20 protein-coding genes are annotated in these 25,526 nt (G+C 36.1%); 12 read left to right on the top strand and 8 right to left on the bottom strand.

The features are described from left to right. Positions 1–561 precede the first annotated feature (561 nt). The 6 genes from QF044_RS20655 to QF044_RS20680 all read left to right on the top strand — a co-directional run bounded on the left by QF044_RS20655 (position 562) and on the right by QF044_RS20680 (position 8,454). Positions 562–1,350 carry a sensor histidine kinase gene (locus QF044_RS20655; protein WP_307271474.1) on the top strand — a complete coding sequence of 263 codons (789 nt, stop codon included), beginning with the start codon at positions 562–564 and terminating at the stop codon, positions 1,348–1,350. A 162-nt stretch (positions 1,351–1,512) separates the two neighbouring features. Continuing rightward, positions 1,513–1,917 carry a hypothetical protein gene (locus tag QF044_RS20660; protein WP_307271475.1) on the top strand — a complete coding sequence of 135 codons (405 nt, stop codon included), beginning with the start codon at positions 1,513–1,515 and terminating at the stop codon, positions 1,915–1,917. A gap of 205 nt (positions 1,918–2,122) precedes the next feature. Beyond that, complete coding sequence (eno, locus tag QF044_RS20665) at positions 2,123–3,415, top strand: phosphopyruvate hydratase (protein WP_307271476.1); 1,293 nt, start codon at positions 2,123–2,125, stop codon at positions 3,413–3,415. 82 nt (positions 3,416–3,497) lie between these two features. Continuing rightward, positions 3,498–4,784: a citrate synthase gene (locus tag QF044_RS20670; protein ID WP_307271479.1), complete on the top strand. Its 1,287-nt coding sequence runs from the start codon at positions 3,498–3,500 to the stop codon at positions 4,782–4,784. Positions 4,785–4,948: 164 nt separating this feature from the next. Then, a complete protein-coding gene (locus tag QF044_RS20675; protein WP_307271482.1) occupies positions 4,949–6,010 on the top strand; it encodes an AraC family transcriptional regulator in 1,062 nt (353 codons plus the stop codon). Between the two features lie 80 nt (positions 6,011–6,090). Next, positions 6,091–8,454 (top strand): TonB-dependent receptor domain-containing protein, encoded by a 2,364-nt coding sequence (locus tag QF044_RS20680; protein WP_307271485.1) that lies wholly within the window; start codon positions 6,091–6,093, stop codon positions 8,452–8,454. 43 nt (positions 8,455–8,497) lie between these two features. Here the strand turns inward: QF044_RS20680 and QF044_RS20685 are convergent, their stop codons facing one another. After that, on the bottom strand, positions 8,498–8,659 hold the full coding sequence (locus QF044_RS20685) for a hypothetical protein (protein WP_157859407.1): 162 nt from the start codon (positions 8,657–8,659) through the stop codon (positions 8,498–8,500). 311 nt (positions 8,660–8,970) lie between these two features. Here QF044_RS20685 and QF044_RS20690 point away from each other — a divergent pair, with 311 nt between their 5' ends. The 4 genes from QF044_RS20690 (at position 8,971) to QF044_RS20705 (ending at position 13,220) form a co-directional block, all read left to right on the top strand. Further along, on the top strand, positions 8,971–9,885 hold the full coding sequence (locus QF044_RS20690) for a dimethylarginine dimethylaminohydrolase family protein (RefSeq protein WP_307271490.1): 915 nt from the start codon (positions 8,971–8,973) through the stop codon (positions 9,883–9,885). 66 nt (positions 9,886–9,951) lie between these two features. After that, the gene (locus tag QF044_RS20695; protein ID WP_307271495.1) at positions 9,952–10,359 is read left to right on the top strand and encodes a four helix bundle protein; all 408 of its coding nucleotides are present in this window, start codon (positions 9,952–9,954) and stop codon (positions 10,357–10,359) included. 42 nt (positions 10,360–10,401) lie between these two features. Continuing rightward, complete coding sequence (gene ctlX, locus QF044_RS20700) at positions 10,402–11,325, top strand: citrulline utilization hydrolase CtlX (protein WP_307271499.1); 924 nt, start codon at positions 10,402–10,404, stop codon at positions 11,323–11,325. Positions 11,326–11,465: 140 nt separating this feature from the next. Beyond that, positions 11,466–13,220: a discoidin domain-containing protein gene (locus tag QF044_RS20705; RefSeq protein WP_307271501.1), complete on the top strand. Its 1,755-nt coding sequence runs from the start codon at positions 11,466–11,468 to the stop codon at positions 13,218–13,220. A 34-nt stretch (positions 13,221–13,254) separates the two neighbouring features. Here QF044_RS20705 and QF044_RS20710 read toward each other — a convergent pair whose 3' ends face one another. Then, complete coding sequence (locus QF044_RS20710; RefSeq protein ID WP_307271504.1) at positions 13,255–14,118, bottom strand: alpha/beta hydrolase; 864 nt, start codon at positions 14,116–14,118, stop codon at positions 13,255–13,257. Positions 14,119–14,342: 224 nt separating this feature from the next. Between QF044_RS20710 and QF044_RS20715 the strand changes: the two genes are divergently transcribed. Beyond that, positions 14,343–16,676: a TonB-dependent receptor gene (locus QF044_RS20715; RefSeq protein WP_307271507.1), complete on the top strand. Its 2,334-nt coding sequence runs from the start codon at positions 14,343–14,345 to the stop codon at positions 16,674–16,676. A 115-nt stretch (positions 16,677–16,791) separates the two neighbouring features. Here QF044_RS20715 and QF044_RS20720 read toward each other — a convergent pair whose 3' ends face one another. From QF044_RS20720 to recJ, 6 genes are all read right to left on the bottom strand, one after another. Further along, positions 16,792–19,098, bottom strand: a complete 2,307-nt coding sequence (locus QF044_RS20720; RefSeq protein ID WP_307271510.1) for an outer membrane beta-barrel family protein — start codon at positions 19,096–19,098, stop codon at positions 16,792–16,794. 52 nt (positions 19,099–19,150) lie between these two features. After that, complete coding sequence (locus tag QF044_RS20725) at positions 19,151–21,418, bottom strand: outer membrane beta-barrel family protein (protein WP_307271513.1); 2,268 nt, start codon at positions 21,416–21,418, stop codon at positions 19,151–19,153. 245 nt (positions 21,419–21,663) lie between these two features. Then, positions 21,664–22,002 (bottom strand): DUF3817 domain-containing protein, encoded by a 339-nt coding sequence (locus tag QF044_RS20730; RefSeq protein ID WP_307271516.1) that lies wholly within the window; start codon positions 22,000–22,002, stop codon positions 21,664–21,666. Positions 22,003–22,098: 96 nt separating this feature from the next. Further along, positions 22,099–22,683 carry a nicotinate (nicotinamide) nucleotide adenylyltransferase gene (gene nadD / locus QF044_RS20735; protein ID WP_307271519.1) on the bottom strand — a complete coding sequence of 195 codons (585 nt, stop codon included), beginning with the start codon at positions 22,681–22,683 and terminating at the stop codon, positions 22,099–22,101. A 27-nt stretch (positions 22,684–22,710) separates the two neighbouring features. Further along, positions 22,711–22,854, bottom strand: a complete 144-nt coding sequence (locus tag QF044_RS21630) for a hypothetical protein (protein WP_373462688.1) — start codon at positions 22,852–22,854, stop codon at positions 22,711–22,713. Next, on the bottom strand, positions 22,850–24,562 hold the full coding sequence (gene recJ, locus QF044_RS20740) for a single-stranded-DNA-specific exonuclease RecJ (protein ID WP_307271522.1): 1,713 nt from the start codon (positions 24,560–24,562) through the stop codon (positions 22,850–22,852). Before recJ ends, QF044_RS21630 begins: the two co-directional genes overlap by 5 nt. A gap of 110 nt (positions 24,563–24,672) precedes the next feature. On the opposite strand from recJ, the gene QF044_RS20745 reads away from it, so the two are divergent. Then, the gene (locus tag QF044_RS20745; RefSeq protein WP_307271524.1) at positions 24,673–25,485 is read left to right on the top strand and encodes a M48 family metallopeptidase; all 813 of its coding nucleotides are present in this window, start codon (positions 24,673–24,675) and stop codon (positions 25,483–25,485) included. Positions 25,486–25,526 lie beyond the last annotated feature (41 nt).

Here is a 25,526-nt window from a genome sequence, read left to right on the forward strand (position 1 = left end):
AAAATGCTGTCCAAAAATATCTTTTTATTTACCTATTAATTACAAATGTTACAGAGCTGTTATCTTTATTGGGAAAATCATATTTTAATTTGTCAACCAATGGGATTATCTATAATTTTTATTCTCTCTTTTGTCTCTGCTTTTTTTACTCCTTTTATGCCGGGTCATTTATTGGAAAAAGCAAATATATTTTCTTAGGACTATTTTGTTTGGCGTTATCATACACCCTTCTTTTTACGAATTTTTTTAAGTTTGAATATGATTATAAAATAGGTATTGTTCTGTCATTATTTTATATCTGTGCTCCACTCTTCTGGATGGCTTATCGAATTATAAATGTAGACAGGAGAAGAATTACGGATCATCCTAAATTCTGGATATCGGTAGGGCTCATTTTTTGGAGTTCCTTTTTTATTTTCAGATCGATTCCAATGTATCTTTTTGAAAAGGTTGATGAGGAATTTCAGAGGATGCTTCGTGGTATATTCTATATTGTAAATATAATTTTCTATATTTTAGTTTTCATTAGTCTTTTAAAATCAATAAAAAAACCTGATGAATATGAAAAATCTACCCTATGAAGTTAAATTAACCTTTGCCATATTTTTTTGTATATTAATTTTAATAATTCTTTTTATAATTTTTGTAATTATTACCTACAACAGGAAGCAGCTAATTTATATTAAAGAGCAGCAGCTCAAAGAAGCAGAATATCAAAATCAGCTTCTCCAGAAAGAACTCGAAAAACAGAAATCCATTGAAACGGAACGACAACGCATCTCCCACGATATGCATGACGACCTCGGAGCAGGTATTTCAGCGCTGAAGTTACAGGCGGAATTTCTCAAACAAAAGGCTGGAAATGATGATCTGCAAAGTGACATAGATGAGCTTTTAAAAACCTCAGAAGAAATGAACCTTTCCATGCGCGAAATGCTGTGGAGTCTGAATTCTGGAAATGATACCCTTGGAAGTTTTATTGATTATGCCATACCGTATGCAGACGGTTTTCTAAAAAAAACGAAAATAAAATTATGGTCAGAAAGTATTGATATCATCTCAGATACTCCCATTTCAACCGAATTGAGACGGAATATGTTTCTATGTTTAAAAGAAGCTATTAATAACGCTTATAAGCATAGCCACGCCAGTTCATTAAAGCTTTCTTTCTTACAGGAAAAGAATGTTTTTTCTATGCGAATTTCAGATGATGGTGATGGAATACCGGAGGGACATACTGAAGGAAACGGTCTCCGGAATATGAAAAGAAGAATGCAGGAGCAGAACGGTGAATGTCATATTTTAAAAGAAAAGCCAGGAACAGAAATTCTTTTTAAAACAATTATTTAACTATAATTATAAATAGATAGCATCACTTTAAGTGGTGCTTTTTGTTAATCATCCTTTTATGTAACTGACTTTATTTACTTTAAAGAATAACTTTGAGTAACAAAATGTAAAAACTAATAATCATGAAAACAATTACATCGTATTTACTTCATTGGGATCTTCATGCAAGAGGTTCAGCCCGATGCTGCGATCGCAACAAAGCGGGAAATTACCACCAAACTAATGGCTAAGCTGAAATCAGGAGACAGTGTCTCAGGAAAAAATAGGACTAAAATTACAGAAATATTATCTAAACCCGGAGAACGAACCGCTCCTGTTAATATGCTTAGAGATGCTTTGTATAGAATGGAAGAACATTGTGTCAATTTCCTGATCATTGTCCTAAAGATTTGTATTGGAAAAGTTGTGATATCCGTTACAAGACTTCAGCAACAAATTTCTGAGATAAGTAAAAATGAAGCAGCCAAAGCAAAAGATGAAAAAGAAATCGTAAACAAGCTTAGTGGCCTTAATGAAGATGAAAAAAAGGAGTTTCAGGAAATGCTAAAGCTTTTGGATAAAAAGTGAAAAAAGCAATAAATAAAGTAAAGAAATTAACCCCAAATTTTAAATACCCATTCTCCGATCAATAAGATTGGAGAATTTTTGAATTATTACCAAATATTAAAGCTCACTTTTTTCATCAGGTGAGTTTTTTCATTAAATTTGTGTTCAAGTATAATTATTAATAAAACAACCTGAAGCATTTGCGGATGGTTTAAAACTAAACAATATGAGTGCAATTTCTTTCATAGAAGCAAGACAAATTTTGGATTCCAGAGGTAATCCTACCATTGAAGTAGATGTATTTACGGAAAGCGGGGCCATGGGACGTGCTGCTGTACCTTCAGGAGCATCTACAGGTGAACATGAAGCAGTGGAATTACGTGACGGTGGTTCAGAATACATGGGAAAAGGGGTTAGGAAAGCTGTTGAAAATGTAAAAGAAGTAATTGCAGAAAACTTAATCGGGCAGCCGGTTTTTGAGCAGAACTTTATCGACCAGATCATGATTGATCTTGATGGAACTGCCAACAAAGGAAACCTTGGTGCCAATGCAATTTTAGGAGTTTCTTTAGCTGTGGCAAAAGCTGCTGCTGCTGAATTAAGAATTCCTTTATATAAATATGTAGGAGGTGTAAATGCAAACACACTTCCTGTTCCCATGATGAATGTAATCAATGGAGGATCTCACTCTGATGCGCCTATTGCATTCCAGGAATTTATGGTAATGCCGGTAAAAGCAGAATCTTTCTCTGATTCATTGAGAAAAGGAACTGAAATTTTCCACAATCTGAAAGCTATTCTTCATTCAAGAGGTCTTTCTACGGCTGTAGGTGACGAAGGAGGTTTTGCGCCAACTTTCAAAGGAACTGAGGATGCTTTGGATACCTTGCTTCAGGCTATCGAAAAAGCAGGTTATAAGCCTGGTGACGATATCATGTTAGCTCTTGACTGTGCAGCTTCAGAATTTTATAAAGACGGAATTTACGATTACAGAAAATTCCAGACTCCGGATGCAGCTCAGTTTACAAGCAGCGAGCAGGTTTCTTACCTTGCTGAATTGGCTGCTAAATATCCAATCATTTCTATTGAAGACGGTATGCAGGAAAATGACTGGGAAGGTTGGAAAATGCTTACTGATAAAATCGGTGACAGAGTACAGCTTGTAGGTGACGATTTATTCGTAACCAATGTAGAAAGATTATCAAGAGGGGTAAAAGAAGGAATTGCCAATTCAATCCTTGTAAAAGTAAACCAGATCGGTTCCCTTTCTGAAACAATGGATGCGGTACAAATGGCTCAGAATAACAAATTCACTTCAGTAATGTCTCACAGATCAGGAGAAACGGAAGATTCAACGATTGCAGACTTAGCAGTAGCGATGAACTGTGGACAGATCAAGACAGGATCTGCTTCAAGATCAGACAGAATGGCGAAGTATAACCAGCTTTTGAGAATCGAAGAAGCATTAGGTGATACTGCAATTTTCCCAGGCTTAGAAGCATTTAAAATTAAAAGATAATTGAATTTATAAATGACGGCAAACGATAATTTTTGTTTGCCGTATTTTGTAATAAGTAGTATATTTAGAAAAAAATAAATAAATGTCAGACAACAAAGTAATATTGAATTACGACGGTAATTCATATGAATATCCAATCGTGGATAGTACTATCGGAGACAGAGGGATTGATATTTCAAAATTAAGAGACCAGACAGGTTTGATCACTCTGGATTTAGGGTACAAGAACACCGGAGCTACCATTAGCGACATCACATACTTAGACGGAGACCAGGGGGAGTTATTCTACAGAGGTTATCCAATCGAACAGATTGCTGAGAAATCTAACTTTTCAGAAGTAATGTACCTTTTACTTCATGGTGACCTACCTACTCAGGATCAGTTTACTTCTTTTAACAACAATATTAAAAAATATAACTTTATAGCAGACGAAATGAAAAAGATCATTGATGTTTTTCCTCGTTCTGCTCATCCTATGGGAGTTTTATCTTCTTTAACTTCCGCTTTGACAGCTTTCAACCCGAAAGCAGTTAATGTAAACTCTAAAGAAGAAATGGATCATGCTGCAGAACTGATGATTGCTAAATTCTCTCATCTGTGTGCATGGACTTACAGAAAAACTCAGGGGCTTCCGCTTAACCACGGTGACAACAGCCTGAGCTATGTAGAGAACTTCTACAAAATGGCATTCAGACTACCAAATGAAGAATTTGAAATGAATCCTGTAGTGGTAGATGCTCTTGATAAACTATTAATCCTTCATGCAGACCACGAACAAAACTGTTCTACTTCTACTGTAAGAATGGTAGGTTCTGCTCACACAGGTCTTTTCGCTTCTATTTCTGCTGGTGTTTCCGCACTTTGGGGTCCTCTTCACGGAGGTGCTAACCAGGCGGTGATTGAAATGCTTGAATTGATCGATAAAGATGGAGGAGACGTTAATAAATGGGTAGCGAAAGCAAAAGATAAAAATGACAGCTTCCGTCTAATGGGCTTTGGACACCGAGTGTACAAAAACTTTGACCCAAGAGCGAAGATCATTAAAAAAGCAGCAGACGACATCCTTGCCGCATTGGGAATTCAGGATAAAGCACTTGATATTGCAATGCAGTTAGAAAAAGTAGCTCTTGAAGATGAATACTTCATCGAAAGAAAACTATATCCAAACGTAGATTTCTATTCAGGTATTATCTACAGAGCGTTAGGAATTCCTACAGAAATGTTTACTGTAATGTTTGCGCTAGGAAGACTTCCGGGATGGATTTCTCAGTGGAAAGAAATGAGAATAAAAGGAGACCCTATCGGAAGACCAAGACAGGTTTACCAAGGTGCTCAGAAAAGAGATTATATCGATATTACAAACAGATAATCACTGTTTTTATCATAATTAAAATCCCAAAGCTTACTTTGGGATTTTTTTATTTTTATGAGAATGGGATTGATAATTTTATTAAATTTACCCTCATAAGCTGTTACCTTTCAATAAGTTTTAGCTACAACCCAATAATAATTCTTTATTAAAAAATAAATACAATGACTTTCGGACAGCAGATGTTATTTTTCTTCAGCGCGGTAGGAGCCTTTAATGGGTTGCTGCTCGGGATTTATCTTCTGTTTGTCAAAAAGCTCAAATACCTTCCGGATTTCTTCCTAGGTTTAATTTTATTGACGTTAAGCATCAGAGTTGGGATTTCCGTTTGTATTTATTTCTATCCGGACTTGCCGAGAATTATTCCCCATTTCGGAATGGCAGCACTGTTTTTTACAGGTCCCGCTTTATATTATTACATCAGATCATCATTTTTGCAGGAAGAGTTTGATTTAAAACAATGCAGAATTTCTTTCGGGGTGTTAACACTGTTTCTTGCTGTGATAGGTGTACTGTATTTATTCTTTCCGGTTTCTTGGGACAAATATTTCGGAACCCTTATTTATACCGTTTGGTCAGTATATGTTTTGCTTTCTGTATATCAGTATTATATTCTTTCAAAGAAGACGACTAACCATTTTAATAAATTTATTCTTCCGGTACTCGCTAGCAATGTGATTATTTTCCTGACATATCAGTTAATTTCTACAGGTTGGGTCCAAATTTACTGCGCTGGTGGAAGTCTTGTGTTTTCATTTGTATTGTATGCTAATTTTTTAATTATATTCAGTAAAAAGAATGATCGGGAATATGTGAAGCAAGCTCCAAAATATACCAATAAAAGAATTTCAGAAGAACTGGCAGATAGTTTTGTTTCAAAACTTGAACGACTGATGAATGCCGAAGAATTATACAAAAACCCAAACCTGAAATTAAGTGATCTGGCCACTAAAATGAATATATCTGCCCACCAGCTTTCCCAACTGCTGAATGACAATCTGGGTAAAAGCTTTTCAACCTATATCAATGAATACAGGATCAACGAAGCTTGCGAAAAAATAGAAAACGGTTCTTTCCTGAAGATTGAAGAGATTGGTTATGAGGTTGGGTTTAACTCCAAATCTACATTCTTTTCCACATTCAAAAAAATAAAAAACACAACTCCTCTTTTGTACAAACAGTCTCAAATTCTTTCCGAGACCAGGTTTCAGAGTTCAGAATTATAATTTCGCACTGCGGAATTTAAACTTCAAAACCTTATTTTTTTGACAACCGGATACTTTTGGTTTCATAAAATTTTAAATTTATGAATATCAAACTATGGATTTTCCTGTTGATGTTATTTCTTGCGTTTTCAGGCAAAGCTCAGCAAACGGTAAAAGGAAGAATATTGAATTCGGAGACGAAAAAAGAAATTTTTCTTGCCGAAATTTCAGTATTAAATAAATCAGATCAAAGAATCATTCAAAAAGTTTATACAGATTCTTTAGGATCTTTTCAGCTTCATCATTTAGCTCCCAACTCTTACTTTATCATTCAGAAAAAAGATTATGAAACGAAAGAATTTGAAGCGGCAGAGCAACTTTCATTAATTCATTTGAAACCTGCATCACAGAATATTTCCGAAGTAGTAATTCGGGGAGCAGCCAGAAGCATAAAACTGAATGAAGGAAATATAGTGATGAGTGTTTCCGGAAATAAAGATTTTAAAACATCCGCTAATCTTCTGGAAGTTTTAAGGAAGACACCTGGCGTATCTATAGATCAGGAAGGCACTATTTTTCTTGGTGGAAGAATTACTCCTGCAGTTTTTATTGATGGAAAACCAATTGTCATGAGCGCCCAGGAACTACAGGCTTATCTTCAGTCACTGTCTCCTGAAATGGTAGAGTCTATTGAAGTAAATGGCAATCCATCTTCAAAATATGATGCCGAATTTAAAGGAATTATCGATATTAAACTGAAAAGGAATGGTAACCTTGGCTGGAAAGGAAATTACAATGGAAATACTTATGTCAATAAATTTAGTTACCGGGAAAACGCTTTAAATATTTATTATAATTCTAAAAAAACAGCGTATAGCCTGCAGGCAAATTATAATAACGGGATTTCAACCTATCGGTACAATGCATTACAGAGACTGGCGAATACCAATGTGATGCGGACAAGCACAAATCAGGAAGATGAAGGGAAAGTATCCGGTATTCAGCTAGGAGCCGATTTCAGGATTAATGATAAAAATAGGGTAGGCATGAATGTAAGAGGGAACTTCAGAAGAAGTGAACGAACCCGCTCAGGTTCCCTTTATACAACCAATCAATATGGTTCGCAAGAGATCTTTAATACGGAAAGTGAAAATCCGATAGATTATTCCCAGGAAAACTATGGTCTTACCTCTGATTATTCATTTCAAAATAAAGGATTTAAACTCAATTTTTTAGGAAATTATCTTACCGTTAAAAATAGGCAGAAAGATGATTTTATCAATAGAGACAGATCCACGACTCAGCTTTTATCTTACTGGAAATCTGACATGCGTAATGATATTGCTATCCAAACCGCCCAGATTGATGTTTCTCAAAAAATAGAGAGCGCAGATATTGAAGCTGGAATAAAGTATAGCAGTTCTGATACGAATAATAATATTCGATATGATACGCTGTCTGTAAATGACCATTTTGTAGTTGATCCCGAGCGAAGCAATATGTTTTCATATAAAGAAAAAATATGGGCAGGCTATCTCTCGTACAGGCAAAATTTTGGGAAACTTCAGGTGAATGCCGGATTAAGATTTGAGAATACCCACAGCACTTCAGATGCTGTTACTAAAGATTCCGTAGTGTCAAGAAATTACCTGGAATGGCTACCGTCTCTCAGTACATCCTATATTTTTAATAAATCTAATGAGCTGTCGCTTTCATACAGCAGAAAAATAACAAGGCCTGTATTTTCGCAGCTTAATCCATTCAGGGTTTATTACAGCCCTCTCAATTATTGGATAGGAAATCCCTATCTGCAGCCATCTTTTACCAGTCAGATCAAACTTACTTATCGTTATAAGAGTTGGGTTACAAGCTTTACTGCGGGAAAAGAAAAAGATGCCATGACGCGTTACCCCATTTACAATCCGGAAACCAATGTACTGGAATATCTTGGAGCCAATCTTCCTTACCGGAAATTTGCTTCTATAGAAACCAGCTTTCCTGTAAAGTTGACAAAATGGTGGAATGTTACTACTCAGCTTGCAGGATATTATAATGATGAATATAGACCGTACCTCGATGAAGTTTTTGCTTTAAAGGTCTATAATTATGAAGTAAGAGTAAATCAGGTTTTCTCTTTACCAAAAGTATATACCGTTAATATCTTTGCCAACTACGAATCTAAAACCGGAAATAGTCTGTACATTATAAAACCGAGATACACTGTAGATCTGTCAATTCAAAAATCATGGTTTGACAATACACTGAATACAAAGATTGGGTATAACAATATTTTTGATTCTTATAATCAACAATTAGAATTCAGGCATAAACAGATCATGGACAACCGTTTGGTTCATTGGTGGGACAGCAGTCGTCTGATTTTGTCAATAGGTTATAGCTTTGGAAGTTCAAAATACCAGACCAAAGAGCTTCAAAAAACAGAAGAAGAAAACAGAGCCCGTTAAAAAAAAATAAAACCTGCTTATCAAAAGCAGGTTTTTAATTGGGCTAAGGACAAACGCAGTTTCCACAGGTCCAGATTCTGCAGCTTCCATCGTCATTCCATTCACAGCAGTATCTAGGTCTGTTTATCCCTCCTCCTGTGATTAATTTTTGCTCGTTTCTTCCTAATTTTTGTGCGTTTTTCAGCACTGGATTTTTCTTGTTCATGATTTTGATTTTTTGATGTTAATAAGTAAATTTTAATTGTATAATTCCATTGAATTATATCACTAAGTTAGGAATTTATTTTATATGATTTATAATTTTCTATTACTTATGTAGATGAAAAATAGTCAGTTGTAGATGATTTGGAGTTAAAATATAATGTTGTTGTTGGATTTAAAATGAAATTTAGGCATAAAATAGATTGTATTGCTTGAATGTTTAAGCGGATAAAAAGCAAATTTGATAGATAAAACAATTCAAAAGTTTTCCAGATAGAGACCTTTACTTATATTTGTAGTATTGCATAAATCTTTATGAGACTAAATATTAAAAATGAAACGGGCAGGCTAAAATCGGTAGTTTTAGGCCAGCCTAATTCAATGGGACCCATTCCCACACTTGAGGAAAGCTATGACGCCAAGTCATATTACTCAATCGAACACAATATGTATCCGGTAGAAGAGGATATCATCAACGAAATGAACGCCTTTGAAGCAGTGCTGAAGAAATATGATGTAGAAGTACTTCGCCCAAGCATTATCAAAGATTACAACCAGGTGTTTTCAAGAGACGTAGCCTTTGTGATCGATGATAAAATGATCATCTCAAACGTGATCGCAGACAGAGCAGACGAGCAGGAGGCTTACAAAAAAGTATTTGAAAAAGTAGCCTGGAGAAAAATCATCAACCTTCCGGAAACCGCACACATCGAAGGTGGAGACGTGATCGTTTGGGACGATTTTCTTTTTATAGGAACCTGCTTCAGCGAAGACTACAGAAACTATAAAACAGCAAGGACCAACGAATACGCTATTGAAATTTTAAAAGAATACTTTCCGAAGAAAAGAATCATCGATCTTGAGCTTAAGAAAAACGATAAAATTCCGTTTGAAGGGATATTACATCTTGATTGCACATTCAATCCGGTAGGAAAAGATAAATGTCTTATTTATAAAAACGGTTTTGTTGATGAAAGCGATTATCGCCTGATCATTGATATTTTCGGTGAAGAGAACTGTTTTCACATCAATGATGAGGAAATGTTTGAAATGTTCCCGAATATTTTTTCCATTTCCCCGGAGGTCGTAGTATCAGATAAAACATTCACAAGAATGAATAACCACCTGAGAAACGAGTGGGGAATGACTGTAGAAGAAATCCCTTACAGAGAAATTTCAAAAATGGGCGGATTGTTGAGATGTTCTACAATGCCACTCGTGAGGGAGTAAAAGGGTTTTAGAGTAGGAGTGTGGGAGTATTTTTTGTTTTACATTTAATTAAAATAAATTATAATTATGCTGACAGTTAAGTTTCACCAGGATTTAAAAGTTTTTCAACAATCTTTTGAGATAGCAATGCAGATTTATACACTCTCAAAATCCTTTCCTAAAGAAGAGCTCTACTCCCTTACAGATCAAATCAGGAGATCATCAAGATCAGTGTCAGCTAATATAAGTGAAGCCTGGGGAAAAAGAAAATATGAAAAATCTTTTATTGCTAAACTTACAGATTCAGAAGGAGAGGCTAGAGAAACTCAAACCTGGCTTCAATTTGCCTTAGCTTATAATTATATTAATGAAGAACAATTTAATAATCTAAATAATCAATACAATCAAATAATAGGGATGTTAGTCAATATGATGAATCAGTCTGAAAGCTGGTGTTCATTTTCTCCGGAAAATAAGCGTGAAGAAAACTCATAAACACTAATACTCTCTGACTCTTCAACTCAAAAAACTCAGACAATGCAAACAACAGATACCGTATTAATGATAGAGCCGATTGCATTCGGTTACAACGCTGAAACAGCGGAAAACAATTATTTCCAGGTTGAACAGAAAGGTTCTGATATTCAATCTAAAGCTTTGGCAGAATTCAACACTTTTGTTGGAAAGCTGAGAAGTAAAGGAGTGAATGTGATCACCATAAAAGATACATTGGACCCACACACACCGGATTCTATTTTCCCAAACAACTGGGTAAGTTTCCATAAAGATGGAAAAGTGGTATTATACCCGATGTTCGCTTCAAACAGAAGAGTGGAAAGAAGGGAAGACATCCTGGAAACTATAAAAAACCAAGGATTTGAAGTATCTGAAATTGATGACTGGTCTTTCCCGGAAACTCAGGGTCATTTCCTGGAGGGAACCGGAAGTATGATTTTCGATCACGATAATAAAATCGCCTATGGTTCAGTTTCTTTACGTCTGGATGAAAAATTATTCAGAGAATTTTGTAGTAAGTATGGTTTTGCACCGGTGGTTTTCCATTCTTATCAAACAGTAGGAACGGAAAGGCTTCCTATTTACCATACCAATGTAATGATGTGTGTAGCCGACCAATTTGTGGTTATCTGTCTGGACTGTATCGATGATGAACTTGAAAGAGAAAAGGTAATAGAAGCTATCAAAAACTCAGGAAAACAGATCATAGAAATTTCAGAAGAGCAGATGCAGCAGTTTGCAGGAAATATGCTTCAGGTTCAGAATAAAGATGGACAGAAATTCCTGGTGATGAGCCAGACTGCTTATCAGTCTCTGGCCCCTGAACAGATTGCAGCTATAGAAAAATATTGTGAGATCATTTACTCAGATCTGAATACCATCGAAGTGAATGGGGGAGGAAGCGCAAGATGTATGCTTGCTGAGGTTTTTCTTCCGAAAAAGTAAGAGATATAAAACTCTATTTTAAACTCTATTTCCGGCTTTGTTTTAAAGCCGGAATTTTTTTGATCAGTTTCTATTTATTCAACCTGAGATAAAAGACAAAAAAGTTACCTAAATTTGTTCATTAAGCAAAAATTATGAAGATGCAGAAGTACTTTTTAACATTCGCTGTTCTGTTCGGGATATGGGTAGGTGCCCAGCAGAAAACATTCTGTAACCCAATTAATATCGATTATGGTTATACACCGTTCGAAGTTTTCTCAAGACAAGGGAAACACCGGGCAACAGCGGACCCAGTAATTGTCAATTTTAAAGATAAATTATTTCTTTTTTCCACTAATCAGGAAGGCTATTGGTATAGCGACGATATGCTGGACTGGAAATTTGTGAAAAGAAAATTTCTGAGAGACAATAAATATATCCATGACCTGAATGCTCCGGCAGTCTGGGCCATGAAAGATACTCTCTATGTGTACGGATCTACCTGGGAACAGGATTTTCCGATTTGGAAAAGTACCAATCCTACGAAAGATGACTGGAAAATTGCTGTAGACACTTTAAAAGTTGGTGCGTGGGATCCGGCGTTCCATTATGATGAAGATAAAAACAAACTTTATCTGTACTGGGGATCCAGCAACGAATGGCCACTGCTTGGAACCGAAGTAAAGGTTAAAACGCTCCAGTCTGAAGGTTTTACAAAACCCATTATAAAATTAAAACCTGAAGACCATGGTTGGGAAAGATTCGGGGAGTATAATGATAATGTTTTCCTCCAGCCTTTCGTAGAAGGAGCCTGGATGACCAAACACAATGGAAAGTATTATATGCAATACGGTGCTCCTGCCACTGAATTCAGCGGATATTCTGATGGAGTATATGTAAGCAAAAATCCTCTGGAAGGTTTTGAGTATCAGCAGCACAATCCCTTTTCCTACAAGCCGGGAGGCTTTGCTAGAGGAGCAGGTCATGGCGCTACTTTTGAAGATAATTTTAAGAACTGGTGGCATGTTTCGACCATTTTTATTTCCACTAAAAATAATTTTGAAAGAAGACTTGGGATCTGGCCTGCAGGTTTTGACAAAGATGATGTGATGTATACCAATACAGCTTATGGAGATTATCCAACCTTCCTTCCGCAGTATGCACAGGGCAAAGATTTTTCAAAAGGCCTTTTTGCAGGCTGGATGCTGCTGAATTACAATAAACCCGTGCAGGTTTCCTCAACTTTAGGAGGCTATCAACCCAATCTGGCGGTAGATGAAGATATCAAGACGTATTGGAGTGCAAAAACAGGGAATTCAGGAGAATGGTTTCAGACCGATCTTGGTGAAGTTTCTACCATTAATGCGATTCAGATCAACTATGCGGATCAGGATGCAGAATTTATGGGTAAAACTTTAGGCAAAATGCATCAGTACAAGATTTACGGATCGAATGACGGTAAAAAATGGAACGTTGTTGTAGATAAAAGCAAAAATACGAAAGATGTTCCCCACGATTATGTAGAACTTGAAAAACCGGCAAAGGCAAGATTCCTTAAAATGGAAAACCTGAAAATGCCTACAGGAAAATTCGCATTGAGCGGTTTCAGGGTTTTTGGAAAAGGAGCGGGGGAAAAGCCAAAGAAAGTGGAAGGATTTGTTCCTTTACGGGCTGATCCTAAAAAATATGGAGAAAGAAGAAGTATCTGGGTGAAATGGCAGCAGAATCAGGATGCTGACGGATATGTAATTTACTGGGGGAAATCTCCTGACAAATTATACGGAAGCATAATGGTGTATGGAAAGAATGAATATTTCTTTACCGGAGCCGATAGAACGGATGCTTACTATTTCCAGATTGAAGCTTTCAATGCCAATGGAATTTCAGAGAGAACGGAGATTTCAAAATCTGAATAAAATATAAATAAGCGCTTTGAAACTTTCAAAGCGTTTATTTTTTGTCCAACTGCCTCAAGAATGTAGCAATTTTATCGATTAAAAATAGATCATTAGGAGCTTTGTCCCAATCCAGATGCCCGCCGTCGAACTCATAGGTTTCGTGTATGACTTTATTTCGGATCAAAACAGAATCCAATATTCTTTTTTGAGATAAAGGTATGATCTGATCTCTGTTTCCGTAATACGAAAGGGTAGGCGCTGAAGCAGATTCTATCCAGCTGACCGGACTTGCGAAAAGGGTTTTAGACATTTTTGTTGGAACGGCTTTGGGATCGATAAGATAGTTTTTAACAAAGGAGTAATCCTGATATTTTTCAAAACCGGGATCAGACAAATCAGAAGGTCCTACAATATTTACTACAGCTTTTATCTTTTTTTGAGCATTAAAATGATAAGCATATAGCATTGATAAATGAGCGCCGGCGCTGTTACCAAGAAGGATAAATCTGGGATTGTACTTCAGCTTTTGTTCTAAATATTTTATAGCAGTCCCGATGTCATCTGTCTGGTTTGGTATCCCTGCACTGGTTGCTGTTGCAAGCCTGTAATTGATATTTGCAAAAATATGATCCGGAAATTTCTGCATCATCGAGAGTGTGAAAAAAGTAAGTTCAGTTTTATTCCCACCACGCCAGCCTCCACCATGGATGATAAGAAAAACATCTTTCTTTTCCGATGTTTCCTGATGAGGTATATAAAGATCCAGGACCTGTTCGGGATTATTTCCATAACGGACATTTTCTTCCTTCTCAAAACTGATGCCCTTACCCAGCGTCAATTTCTTTTCCTTGCAGCCGGAAATAAAAAGCACAATAACTAAGCATTTGATAATACTGAATACATAATTTCTTAGCATCAAAATAAAAATTAAAGATTAGGTTTTTATGATTTAAGATAAGAAAATAAAAGATAATTTTCATACAGTGTGTGAGTTATATTTTAATTGTAATCAAGAGCGGTAATTCAAAATTTTAGAGTTATTCAGGTCAGGATTAAATATGATATTAATCAATAAAGTGAATTATTATTTTTACTTAGTATAAATAAAGCTATAGATTTGCACCTGAAAAATTGTACTGAATGAAATTTATAGCTACTGCAGTCTTCCTTTTTGGAGGTTTAGGATGGGCCATTGCCCAAAACTCCGGAAATATTTCTGGTGTTCTCAAACAACATAACGGAGAAGTTCTTCGGAAAGCAACAGTGGAACTGGTAGAGATCAATAAACATACGCTTACCGACCAGGACGGAAAATTTAGTTTTGAGCATCTTACTGATGGTGATTATCACATCAAAATCCAGGTGATCGGTTCGGCAGAGAAGACCATTGAAGTTAAAGTAGTTCAGAACGGGCCTGCTGTAGTCAATTACCAACTGGAGAAAGAAAATATTTCTGCCATTCAGGAAATCACACTGTCGAGCAATGTCAATAAGTTTTCTAAAAAAGAAAGCCCTTATGTATCAAAACTTCCTTTAAAAAATATAGAAACACCACAGGTTTACATCAGCGTTCCTAAAGAACTGATCCAGGAGCAGATTGCGGTTAATCTCGGAAGTATTTCCAAAAATATTCCCGGTGCTGGTATTCCTATGCTGGCCAATCAGGGACGAGTTACTTTTCTTTCCCGTGGATTTACCACTGAGCCTATGGTGAGAAATGGGATCTCCGGTTTTGCTTATACCACCATTGATCCTGCCAATCTTGAGAAGATAGAAGCTATAAAAGGACCTTCTGCCACATTATTCGGTTCTAATCTTTCTACGTACGGAGGTTTATTCAACAGGGTGACCAAAAAACCATTTAACGGTTTTGGCGGTGAAATATCTTATACCGCCGGAAGCTGGAACTACAATCGTTTTGCAGTGGATGTGAATACGGCTGTGAATACTGATAAAACAATTCTTTTCAGATTAAATGGTGCAGCTACTTTTCAAAAGAGTTTTCAGGATCTCGGTTTTAGCAACGCACTTTCGATAGCTCCGTCAATTTCATATCAGATCAATGACAGACTTTCTCTTTTATTTGATATAGAATACGGGCACGAAAAGGCAACATCGGTGGTAAGATTTAATCCTTTCCTGGGTAGTAATAAAGTACAGTCTATTGCAGATATGGGATTTCCTTACAACAGATTATTTGGAAGCAACGGCATTCCTTATGAAACTGAAATGATGAATATTTTTGCCCAGATGAATTATAAAATTTCTGACAATTGGACTTCACAGACGCTTGTATCCCGTGCAAAATCTACCATCGACGGATATATTACAGCCATTAACGGAGCTTCTGATACCACTGCCCGCTTGCAGGTAATGAAAGGAAATACCAACTTCATTGCTACCAATATTCAGCAGAACTTTATTGGGGATTTCAAGATTTTAGGGCACCGGAACAGGCTGATTGTCGGTTTGGATTATTATAATAATGCCAATAGTTTTGACAGGGTCACCATCAATGGGTCACCTTTTGATTTTACTGGAACTACCCCTTACTCCGTAAACCAGGCCGCTATTGATAATCTTGCGGCATCGGGAACTCCAAGAATTGAGAAAAATGGCGACAACAGTTATGCTGTTTATGTATCAGATGTTTTTAATATTACAGACAGGTTTTTGGCCATGGTAAGTGTAAGGGCAGACCGCTATCAAAATATGGGAGTGACCAATATTGCTCAAAATGTAACTACGGGAGATTATTGGCAGACCAATTTTTCTCCGAAATTTGGATTGGTGTATGAAGTGGTAAAAGATAAGGTTTCAGTTTTCGGGAATTATATGAACGGCTTTACCAATAAAGGTGGCGCCGATATTTCCGGTAATACCTTTAAGCCGGAACAGGCGAATCAGAAAGAGCTGGGAGTAAAAGGAGACCTTTTCGGCCACAAACTCGTAGGAACCATTAGCTATTATGATATTGATGTTAAGAATATGGTCCGTCAGGATCCTTTCAACAGTTTATATTCTATTCAGGATGGAGGTCAGCGAAGCAAAGGGTTCGAGCTGGAGTTCGCTGCCAACCCATTAAAAGGATTGAATATTATTGCAGGGTATGCGTATAATGACAGTAAAATGACCAAGGCAGATGATAAAATCAATGGTCTTCGTCCTGCACTTTCAGGGCCCTCCAACTTATATAATCTTTGGATGAGTTATCAGATGATGAGCGGAGAACTGAAAGGGTTGGGAATTGGTTTTGGAGGAAATAAAGGAAATCATTCTTTCCAGACAAATACAACAACTTCAAAGGTAATCATTCCCGCATATACGACTTTAGATGCCACGTTATTTTATGATCATAAAAACTTCAGAGCAGGAATAAAAGTGAATAATTTAACTAATGAAAAAACCTGGTCTGTAAGATTAACTCCGCAAAATCCAACTCAGGTTTTAGGAAGCATTGCCTATAAATTTTAAAACGGAACCGGTGGGTTGTATTTCCAGATACAAACGGATAAATGACAAGTAAAGGCCCGGCGGATTTTCCGCCGGGCCTTACCACAAAATAATTGAATATGAAGAAAGATAAATGTTATCTTGTTCTGCTCTTAATGGCATCAGATGCTCCTTCGATGTCTCTTACTTTTTTTACCTTCTGATTTCCGAAGTTGTAAGTTAGGCTCACTGTTACGCTTCTTTTGTACTGGTCATTTCTGATATAATTGTAATTTCCGTTAGATTGATAATCTTCGATTTCTACAACATTGGTTCTTAAGACATCATTTAGATTCAATGCAAAAGTCCAGTCGTTCCAGTTTTTCTTAATGCTCAGATCCAGACTCATCAGGTTCTTCAGCATTCCAAGTTCAATCTGCTGTTTGTCTACAAAGAAATAATTGACACCTAAGAACCATGTTTTCTTTTTGTCTAAACGAAGTGTATTATTACTGGTGACGATCAAACTTGTAGATCTTACATTATTAGTGTAAACAATAGCTTTTCCATCTTTATCTACAAAAATTTCACCGGTCGTAGGATCTCCAGCCAGAGAACCGTTGTTGATATTATGCTGAATTCCTGCATTGAAATTCAATGTTAAATACTGCTTGAAAAATGTTTTCTGAATACCAACCATCGCAGACATTTCCTGCTTATCTCCAAAATTGGTTCTGATATAACGTAACACACTCTGATCACTTATTTTTCCATCTGTACCTTTAGTAAAACCCTGCAAAGGAACCTGAGTGATCTGATCTTTAAAATAGGAGTGATTCAAGATCAGGAAATAAGAGTTTTTATACATATACGTCAATTCCTGATTGTAAGTGGATGATGCCTTCACAAAAGGGTTGTTTTGAGTATAATTGACTTCCGTAATATAATTTCTTACCGGATTCAGTTCCCAGAAGCTCGGTCTTCTCATTCTGCTTGAGAATGAATAGGAAATATTGTTTTTATCATTGATGGCATAATTGAAGCTTAAATACGGTAAGAAATTATTGTAATTTCTTTCAATGGTCTGATGCTTTTGAGATTCTATGATATGAGTAGGACTGTCCGCAGTTCCTAAACTTCTGGTGATCTCATATCTTGCGCCTACCTTTCCGGAGAATTTATCAGAGAACTTCTTTTCAAAAGTTAAATATAATCCATAAATGTTCTCATCATAGATAAAATGATTAAGTTCCGGTGTAGTTTTTATCCCGGTTAATTCTTCATTTTTATTATAAATATAATCGTAGGTAAGATTTTTTGTATCATTATCAGTCTTTGTTTTATTGAAATTTCCTCCTGCTGAAAATGTAAAGTCATTTTTTAATTTTTGGATGTAATCTACCGTTCCGGAAAAGTTATTAATGATCTGCGGAATATCCTGAACAATCGTTTTTCCCGTTCTCGAAAAATCATCCGGACTATTTTTATACGGAATCATCGTGTTGTTTTTTGAAAACTGAAACCTTTTATAAATGAGATAGGCTGCATTTACATTCAGTTTGCTTCCCAGCGAATCTAGTTTTAATTCATAGTTTAAATTAACAGAATTATTATAATTTCTTGCATCCTCCCTGTTTTTTGTACGGGTATGAGAAGTTGTCATTATTCCATCTTTATCAGGCTGAGTAAGGGTGTTATACAAGTCGATTGTTGAATTATAACTTTTGTTAGCCCAGGAATTCCATGATAAGGCTAAATTGTTTTTATCATTAAGCTGATAATCGATATTTAAATAACCGCCGATGTTTTTATTCGGATCATCAATATCACCTACAGATTCGTTTTGCATCTGATCAGTTCCATTTCTAAGGATATAAGATTGAGGTGAAATATTTTCTCCGCCATTCAGGTTAGCACTGATTCCTAATTTATCTTTTCGGTAGTTAACAGAGAAACTTGCCTGGCTGGCATTATATTTATTCTGAGTGTTAGACATTCTCATATTCCCGCTGGTACCATCACTCATTTTTTTCTTTAGGACAATATTGATGATCCCGTCCGAAGATTCCACCTGAAATTCACTTCCCGGAACTGTTATTACTTCAATTTTCTGAATATTTTCTGCTGGTGTATTTTTTAGAAACTGAGCTAGAGATTCAGCATCCATATTCGTTTTCCTTCCGTTGATGTAGACGATGGCGTTGTTTTTTCCGGCGATCTTTAATGTTTTATCATCTGTAGAGGACAGAAGTGGCGTCTGCTTCAGCAGATCAAATGTTGTATTTCCTTTTGCAACAGGTGAGGCTGCAACATCGTAAACAAAACGGTCACTCTGTTTTTTAAAGACCTGCTTTGTAATTGTAATTCCTTCTATAGCTTTCGTTTTTGCCGTGTCAGATTTTTTTTCCTGTGCAAAAACTACAGTTCCTGAAATAGCTGCTGCTAATATGATGATCTTTTTCATGATTCTTTATTAAGTGGAGTATAGTTGTGGTTGTATAATTTTTATAATAGGCTTAGGTTCTTGATTTTATAGCATCATTAGCTGATTTCATTTCTCTTGCCTTTTTCAGTTTCTGGTTTCCGAAGTTGTAGGTAACTCCAATGTTCAGAATCCGTTCAAATTCAAAATTGGTTACATTATTATAGCTTCCGTCTGGCTGTATTCCTTGAATACTGTTATAGTTCTGATTAAATAAATCATATACTTCAGCTACAAAAGTCCAGTTGCCCATGATTTTCTTTAAGCTGACATCAAAGCTTTGTCTTACGCCCAATGTTCCGCTTTCAATCTTTATTTTGCTGCCATAGTAGTAATTCACTCCCAGGAACCAGTCTTTATTGGAAGAAAGACGGATGTTGTTATTGATATTACCGGAAATATTAAAGTTTTTAAAATTGAGTATATAAGGTCTAACAACTTCTGTATATAATGGATCCGGAACTGTCGTAGGATCTTCTAATACTTTTCCTTTGTAAATGTTATATCCTAAATTCACAGAATAGTTGGTTGTCCAGATCTCTTTGAACCATGATTTATTCATTCCTAAGGTCAGACCGAACTGTTTGTTGTTGCCATAATTTGTTCTGATGTATCTTAAAAATTTAGTGGTAACCGATTTTGTTTCCCCGTTAGGGCCGTATATGATATTTCCTTTCTCATCTTTTTCAGGTCCTGTGATCGTTCCTTGAAGCGGGATTTGATTTGATGCATCTTCCACATAATTAAAGCTAAGGTTGGCAAAAAATGCATTCTTGTACATATAGCCGATTTCCTGGTTGTAAAACTTAGAAGCCAATACAAATGGATTGTTCTGTGTATAATTATTAGGAGTGAAATAAGTTCGTGAAGGATTCAGTTCCCAGAATCTTGGTCTTCTGATCCTGCTTGAGAAACTGTAAGTAAGATTGTTATCGGAATTGATCGTGTAATTTAAATTAAGATAAGGCAACAAATTGTTGTAATCTCTGTCAAAGCTTGTCTTCCCCAGGATCTCACCGCTGCTTTTGGTCATTTCATAACGGGCTCCTATTTTTCCTGAAAGTTTTTCACTCAGCTTTCTTTCGTAGGTCAGATAAGCTCCAAGTATTCTTTCCTTATAAATAAAGTGATTCGTTTGATTAATATCATTGACAAAGCTATTGTTTACCAGGTTATCCTGTCTTGTGTCATTATCTGTATTCGTGTGGTTGTAGCTCACTCCCATCAGCCATGTGTAGCCTTTTGCAGTTTTCTTAAGATAATCGATATTGGCTGCATAATTATTGATAATTTGCGGAACAGATTGTCTCAATGCACCGTACTTGCTGTTTTCATCAATATCAGAACTATTGGTGAGGGGATAGCTTTTATTAATGCTCATTTTATCCCTGTTAAACCACAAATACGAAACGTTGGATGTAAGTTTGCTTCCGATAGAATCTGTTTTGATTTCATAATTCAGATTGAAAGAGTGGTTTCTCGTCTGTGCATCTTCATGGTTGATCGTTCTGTTTTTCAGAGTTCCATTCTCCCAGTTCGTTACATCAAGGATAGAGTTGAAACTCTTATTATACCTCATATTATAAGTAAAACCTAAACTGTGATTCTTATTTAGCTCGTAATCAATATTCACGCTTCCACCCACATTTTTATTTGGATCAGAATTGTATCCTAATGATTCATTTCTGAATGTTGAATCTCCGTTAGAAAGCGTGTATCTTTCTCTGTCTGTCCAGCTTCCCGTATTAAAGTTGGAATTCACAGACCATTTGTTTTTTCTGAAATTAAATGAGCCGCCGGCAGAAGGATTGTTATAATAAGCCTGCTCATTATTCATTTTAAGCGTTCCGTTGTAGCCATCATTTTTTTTCTTCTTCATCACAATATTAATCACTCCTTCATTAGATTCTACCTGAAATTCGCTTCCCGGAGTGGTAATCACTTCTATTTTCTGGATATCTTCAGATGGTGTTCCCTTCAGCATTTCTATTAATGCTTCAGCATCCATATTGCTTTTTTTATTATTAATGTAGATAACCACATCAGATTTTCCCATGATCTTCAGAGATTTTCCGTCTATACTTGAAATCATTGGAGTTTGTTTAAGCAGGTTGAAAGTATTAGTTCCTTTCGCAATCGGTGAAGATGCTACGTCGTAAATGAAACGGTCACTCTGCTTTTTGAAAACCTGTTTCTTGATATTGACAGCTTCAATATTTTTTATTTTCAGGGTATCTTTTGTTTGCTGGGCGGCAACGAATCCACTGAAAAATATGGCGGCAATTAGAATTTGAGTTTTCATGATTATTATTTTTTAGTTGTTTAATAGCTTGTATGAATTATTATTTTACATAGCAAAGATATATAATAAATTTAGTATCATGCAATACAAAGTACTTAAAATATTTTTATAATAAATATAACTTTCTGATTTACAGATAATAAAATTTTAAATTAAAAATTTAAATACTTTTGAATTTCTACATAATAAGACAACTGTAACAATAATTTTGTTACAGCAGAATATAAATTTTATGAAAAATAAGATTATTCCCGGTCGAATCGGGCCAGCTTTTTATCTATCCAAATGGTAGCAAAAGGAAAAAATGCAGCAATTAAAGCGAAGACACTATCTTCGTCATCCCAAGAGTATATTTTTCTTACAGAAGGTAAAAAAAGCAGGTAAAGTGTGAAAAATAATCCGTGAATACTACCAATCGTACTGATGTAGATGATTGCAAAAATACCTTCAGGATCAATGCGTATCAAAGTCATGGCTGTGAACAGAAAAAACCAGGAAATAGCTTCCGCCAGACAAATTTGTTTAAACCATTTGATGATTTTTTCCTGAGGATATTTTGAGAAATATTTTTCGATGAATTCCATGTTGTAGGTATAAGATAAGAGTTAAAAGCCGAGTAGTGATTATATTTACCCTTACTAACTTCTGAGGTATAGCTCTCTAACGTCTTAATTGCAAAATTACTTATAAAAACTGCTTCCGTCCAAATATTCAAAAACTTCCGGTGGGAGCATAGGGCGTACATTTTTTCCATCCCTGATCATATTCCGGATCTCTGTAGCAGAAAGTTCAATAACAGGAGCTTTAATCATAGAAATATTCTCGTGCTGCAGGTATTCAGAATCTTTCTTTTCCCCTTCAAAAACTCTCGGATAAACAATAATGTGGTGATTTTTGATCAGCAGATCAGAGTTTTTCCATTTATGAAGACTGTCCAGATTATCTTCCCCCATGATCAGGCTGAAAGAGTAGTCAGGATACTTTTCATGAAGATAGGTGAGGGTATCAATCGTATAGCTGGGCTTTGGAAGAGAAAATTCCACATTGGAAGCTCTCATATTCGGATAACTTTTCACGGCAAGCTGCACCATATCCAATCTGTTGTGATCTTTCAGCAGCGATTTTTTATCTTTAAAAGGATTCTGAGGACTTACTACAAACCACAGTTCATCCATGTCAGAATTTTCCAGGATATAATTAGCCAGAATTAAATGTCCGATATGAATCGGATTGAAAGAACCGAAAAATAAGCCGATTTTTTTCATTGATTTTGAGGGCTTAGGTTTAAAAGATTAGGGCTTAGGGTTAGATTGCAGTTTTGTAATAATAGCATTGAGTATTTTTGATATTTCAGATGTGTTACCGCTTAAATTTTCAAATTCTTCAAGAATTAAATAATTTAAATTTTTTGCAATAATGGATTGGGTTTCCCTAATCTCTGAATTTTACGTCTTTTATATTCAAATAATGCGTTACATTTCCTTTCCAGTGATTTTCCTCTAAGGTAAAAGCAAGATCGAAATTTTTAGTTTTAAAATCTTCAGCATATTGCCCAAGTTTAAAGCCTACACACTCTATATTTCTGCCTGTAGATTCCTGCTTGATATAAAACTTAAGGTGATTGTTATCTTTACCCATAGTTTTTAAATACCCTGAAAGTTTCTGATCTGTGAGTGTAAGAATAGGCTTCATATTATGAGGTCCGAAAGGAGCCAGCTTTCTATGAAAATTAATAAACTCACGGTTGATCTCATCCACTTTAATCTCAGAATCGATGGTAATAGAAGGTTCCTGCTGATGTTCTTTAATCTTTTCTGAAACTACTTTCTCAAATTTAATTTTGAAAGCTTCAAATTTATCCTTTTCCATGGAAAGCCCTGCCGCAGCATGATGTCCCCCGAATTTCAGGAAATATTCAGAACAGAGATCAAGAGCTTCATGCACATCAAAATCAGAAACAGATCTGGCAGAAGCTACCATTTCCCCGTTATTGCCGTCTGTAAATACCAGCGTTGGTTTATAATAGGTTTCAATAAGTCTTGAGGCTACAATTCCAATCACGCCTTTGTTCCATTCAGGATGATAGACAATCGTAGAATGTTTGGTTTCCTGCTGAGATTCTATGATCTGGTTCAAAGCAGAAAGAGTAGAATTCATATCCAGCTCACGTCTTTCATCATTAAGATTCATGATGTCGCCAACAATCTGATTGGCATGCTTCAGGTTATCTGAAACCATGAGCTCAACCGCTGCCTTTCCCTGCGAAATTCTTCCCGCAGCATTGATCTTTGGTGCAATTTCAAAAACAATATTTGAAATTTCAAAATGAGAGAGCTTATCTTCAGGGATTAATAATCTTAATCCCAGATTTCTTGTCTTTCTGAGAACTTTTAATCCCATTTTAGCAAGAACCCTGTTTTCACCAGTCATCGAAACAATATCTGCTGCAATAGAAATAGCCAAAAGGTCCGTAAGCTCAAATAATTCAGCTTCCGGTAATTTATAAATGGTGTTCAGTCCCTGGCAAAGCTTAAAGCCGACGCCACATCCTGAAAGCTCTTTGAAAGGATACCTGCAGTCAAGTCTCTTTGGATCAAGGACTGCTACAGCATTCGGAATTTCATCACCAGGAAGGTGGTGATCACAGATGATAAAATCTATTCCTTTTTCCTGGGCATAATTAATCATGTCTACGGCTTTGATCCCACAGTCTAAAGCAATGATCAGTGAAAAACCGTTTTCTTTGGCAAAATCAATGCCCTCGGTAGAAATTCCATATCCTTCAGAATTTCTGTCCGGAATATAATAGTCTAAATATTTTTTCTCAACAATTTTGCTGAGGTATAGGTACATCAAGGCAACAGCCGTGGTTCCATCTACATCATAATCTCCATACACCAATATTTTTTCTCCGTTTTCAATAGCTGTTGCAATACGCTCTACCGCTTTCTGCATATCTGCCATCAGGAACGGATTGTGGATATCGGTAAGATTAGGTTTGAAAAATTCTCTGGCCTTTTGATAATTGTCAATTCCTCTCAGAACGAGGAGTTTAGATTCAAAAGTGCCAAATCCAAGTGACGAACTCAATCTGTCCACAACTTCCTCATCAGGTTCAGGCTTATAAATCCATTTTTGACTCATTTCACAAAAATAAGGAAAAAAAACAGCATTTTGAAATGATTAGGGGATGAAGTTGACTTGCTGATTGTTAAAAAAAATATCTATCTTCGCCATCCAAATTAAAAAAGATTATGAAAAAAATTACTATCTGCCTCTTATTCTTAGGGGCAATGAATGCTGCTACAGCACAGAAAATCAATCTTGGAAAAGCTGTAGGCGTTGTTTCAAAAGGAGCAAAAGCCCTTACTTTTACCAACGAAGATGCCGTAAAACTATCAAAAGAGTCTGTTGACTGGATGGACAAGAATAACCAGGTGGCAGGCCCGAAAGATCCTTATACGGTAAGGCTGAATAAGCTTTTTGGAAAGCACAAATCACAGGATGGACTTGCTCTGAACTATAAAGTCTATAAAGTGAAGGATATCAATGCTTTTGCTTGTGCAGACGGAAGTGTTCGTGTTTTTTCTTCGTTAATGGATATCATGACGGATGACGAATTATTAGCAGTAATCGGACATGAGATTGGGCACGTAAAGAATCAGGATACTAAAGATGCCATTAAATCTGCTTATCTGAAAGCAGCAGCACTAGATGCAGCATCATCTGCATCAGGAACTGTAGCTGCATTAAATGACAGTCAGGTAGGGAAAATGGCCAATGAATTTCTGGATGCTTCTCACAGCAAAAAACAGGAATCTGAAGCGGATACTTATTCTTACGACTTTATGAAGGCTAATAACTACAATGTGGTAGGAGCATACTCCGCATTTAAAAAATTGGCATTACTTTCAGAAGGAAGTACGCAGACAGGTTTTGAAAAAATGTTCAATTCTCATCCTGACAGTGAAAAAAGAGCACAGGCAATTAAGAAAAGAGCTGAAAAAGATGGCCTATGGAAAGATCCGGGAACAATTACTATTCCTAAAACGAAGCTTACCAAATAATTTTTTATTTAAATAAAAATACCCTCCAATTAATTGGAGGG

Source organism: Chryseobacterium sp. W4I1, assembly GCF_030816115.1.
Lineage (GTDB): Bacteria > Bacteroidota > Bacteroidia > Flavobacteriales > Weeksellaceae > Chryseobacterium.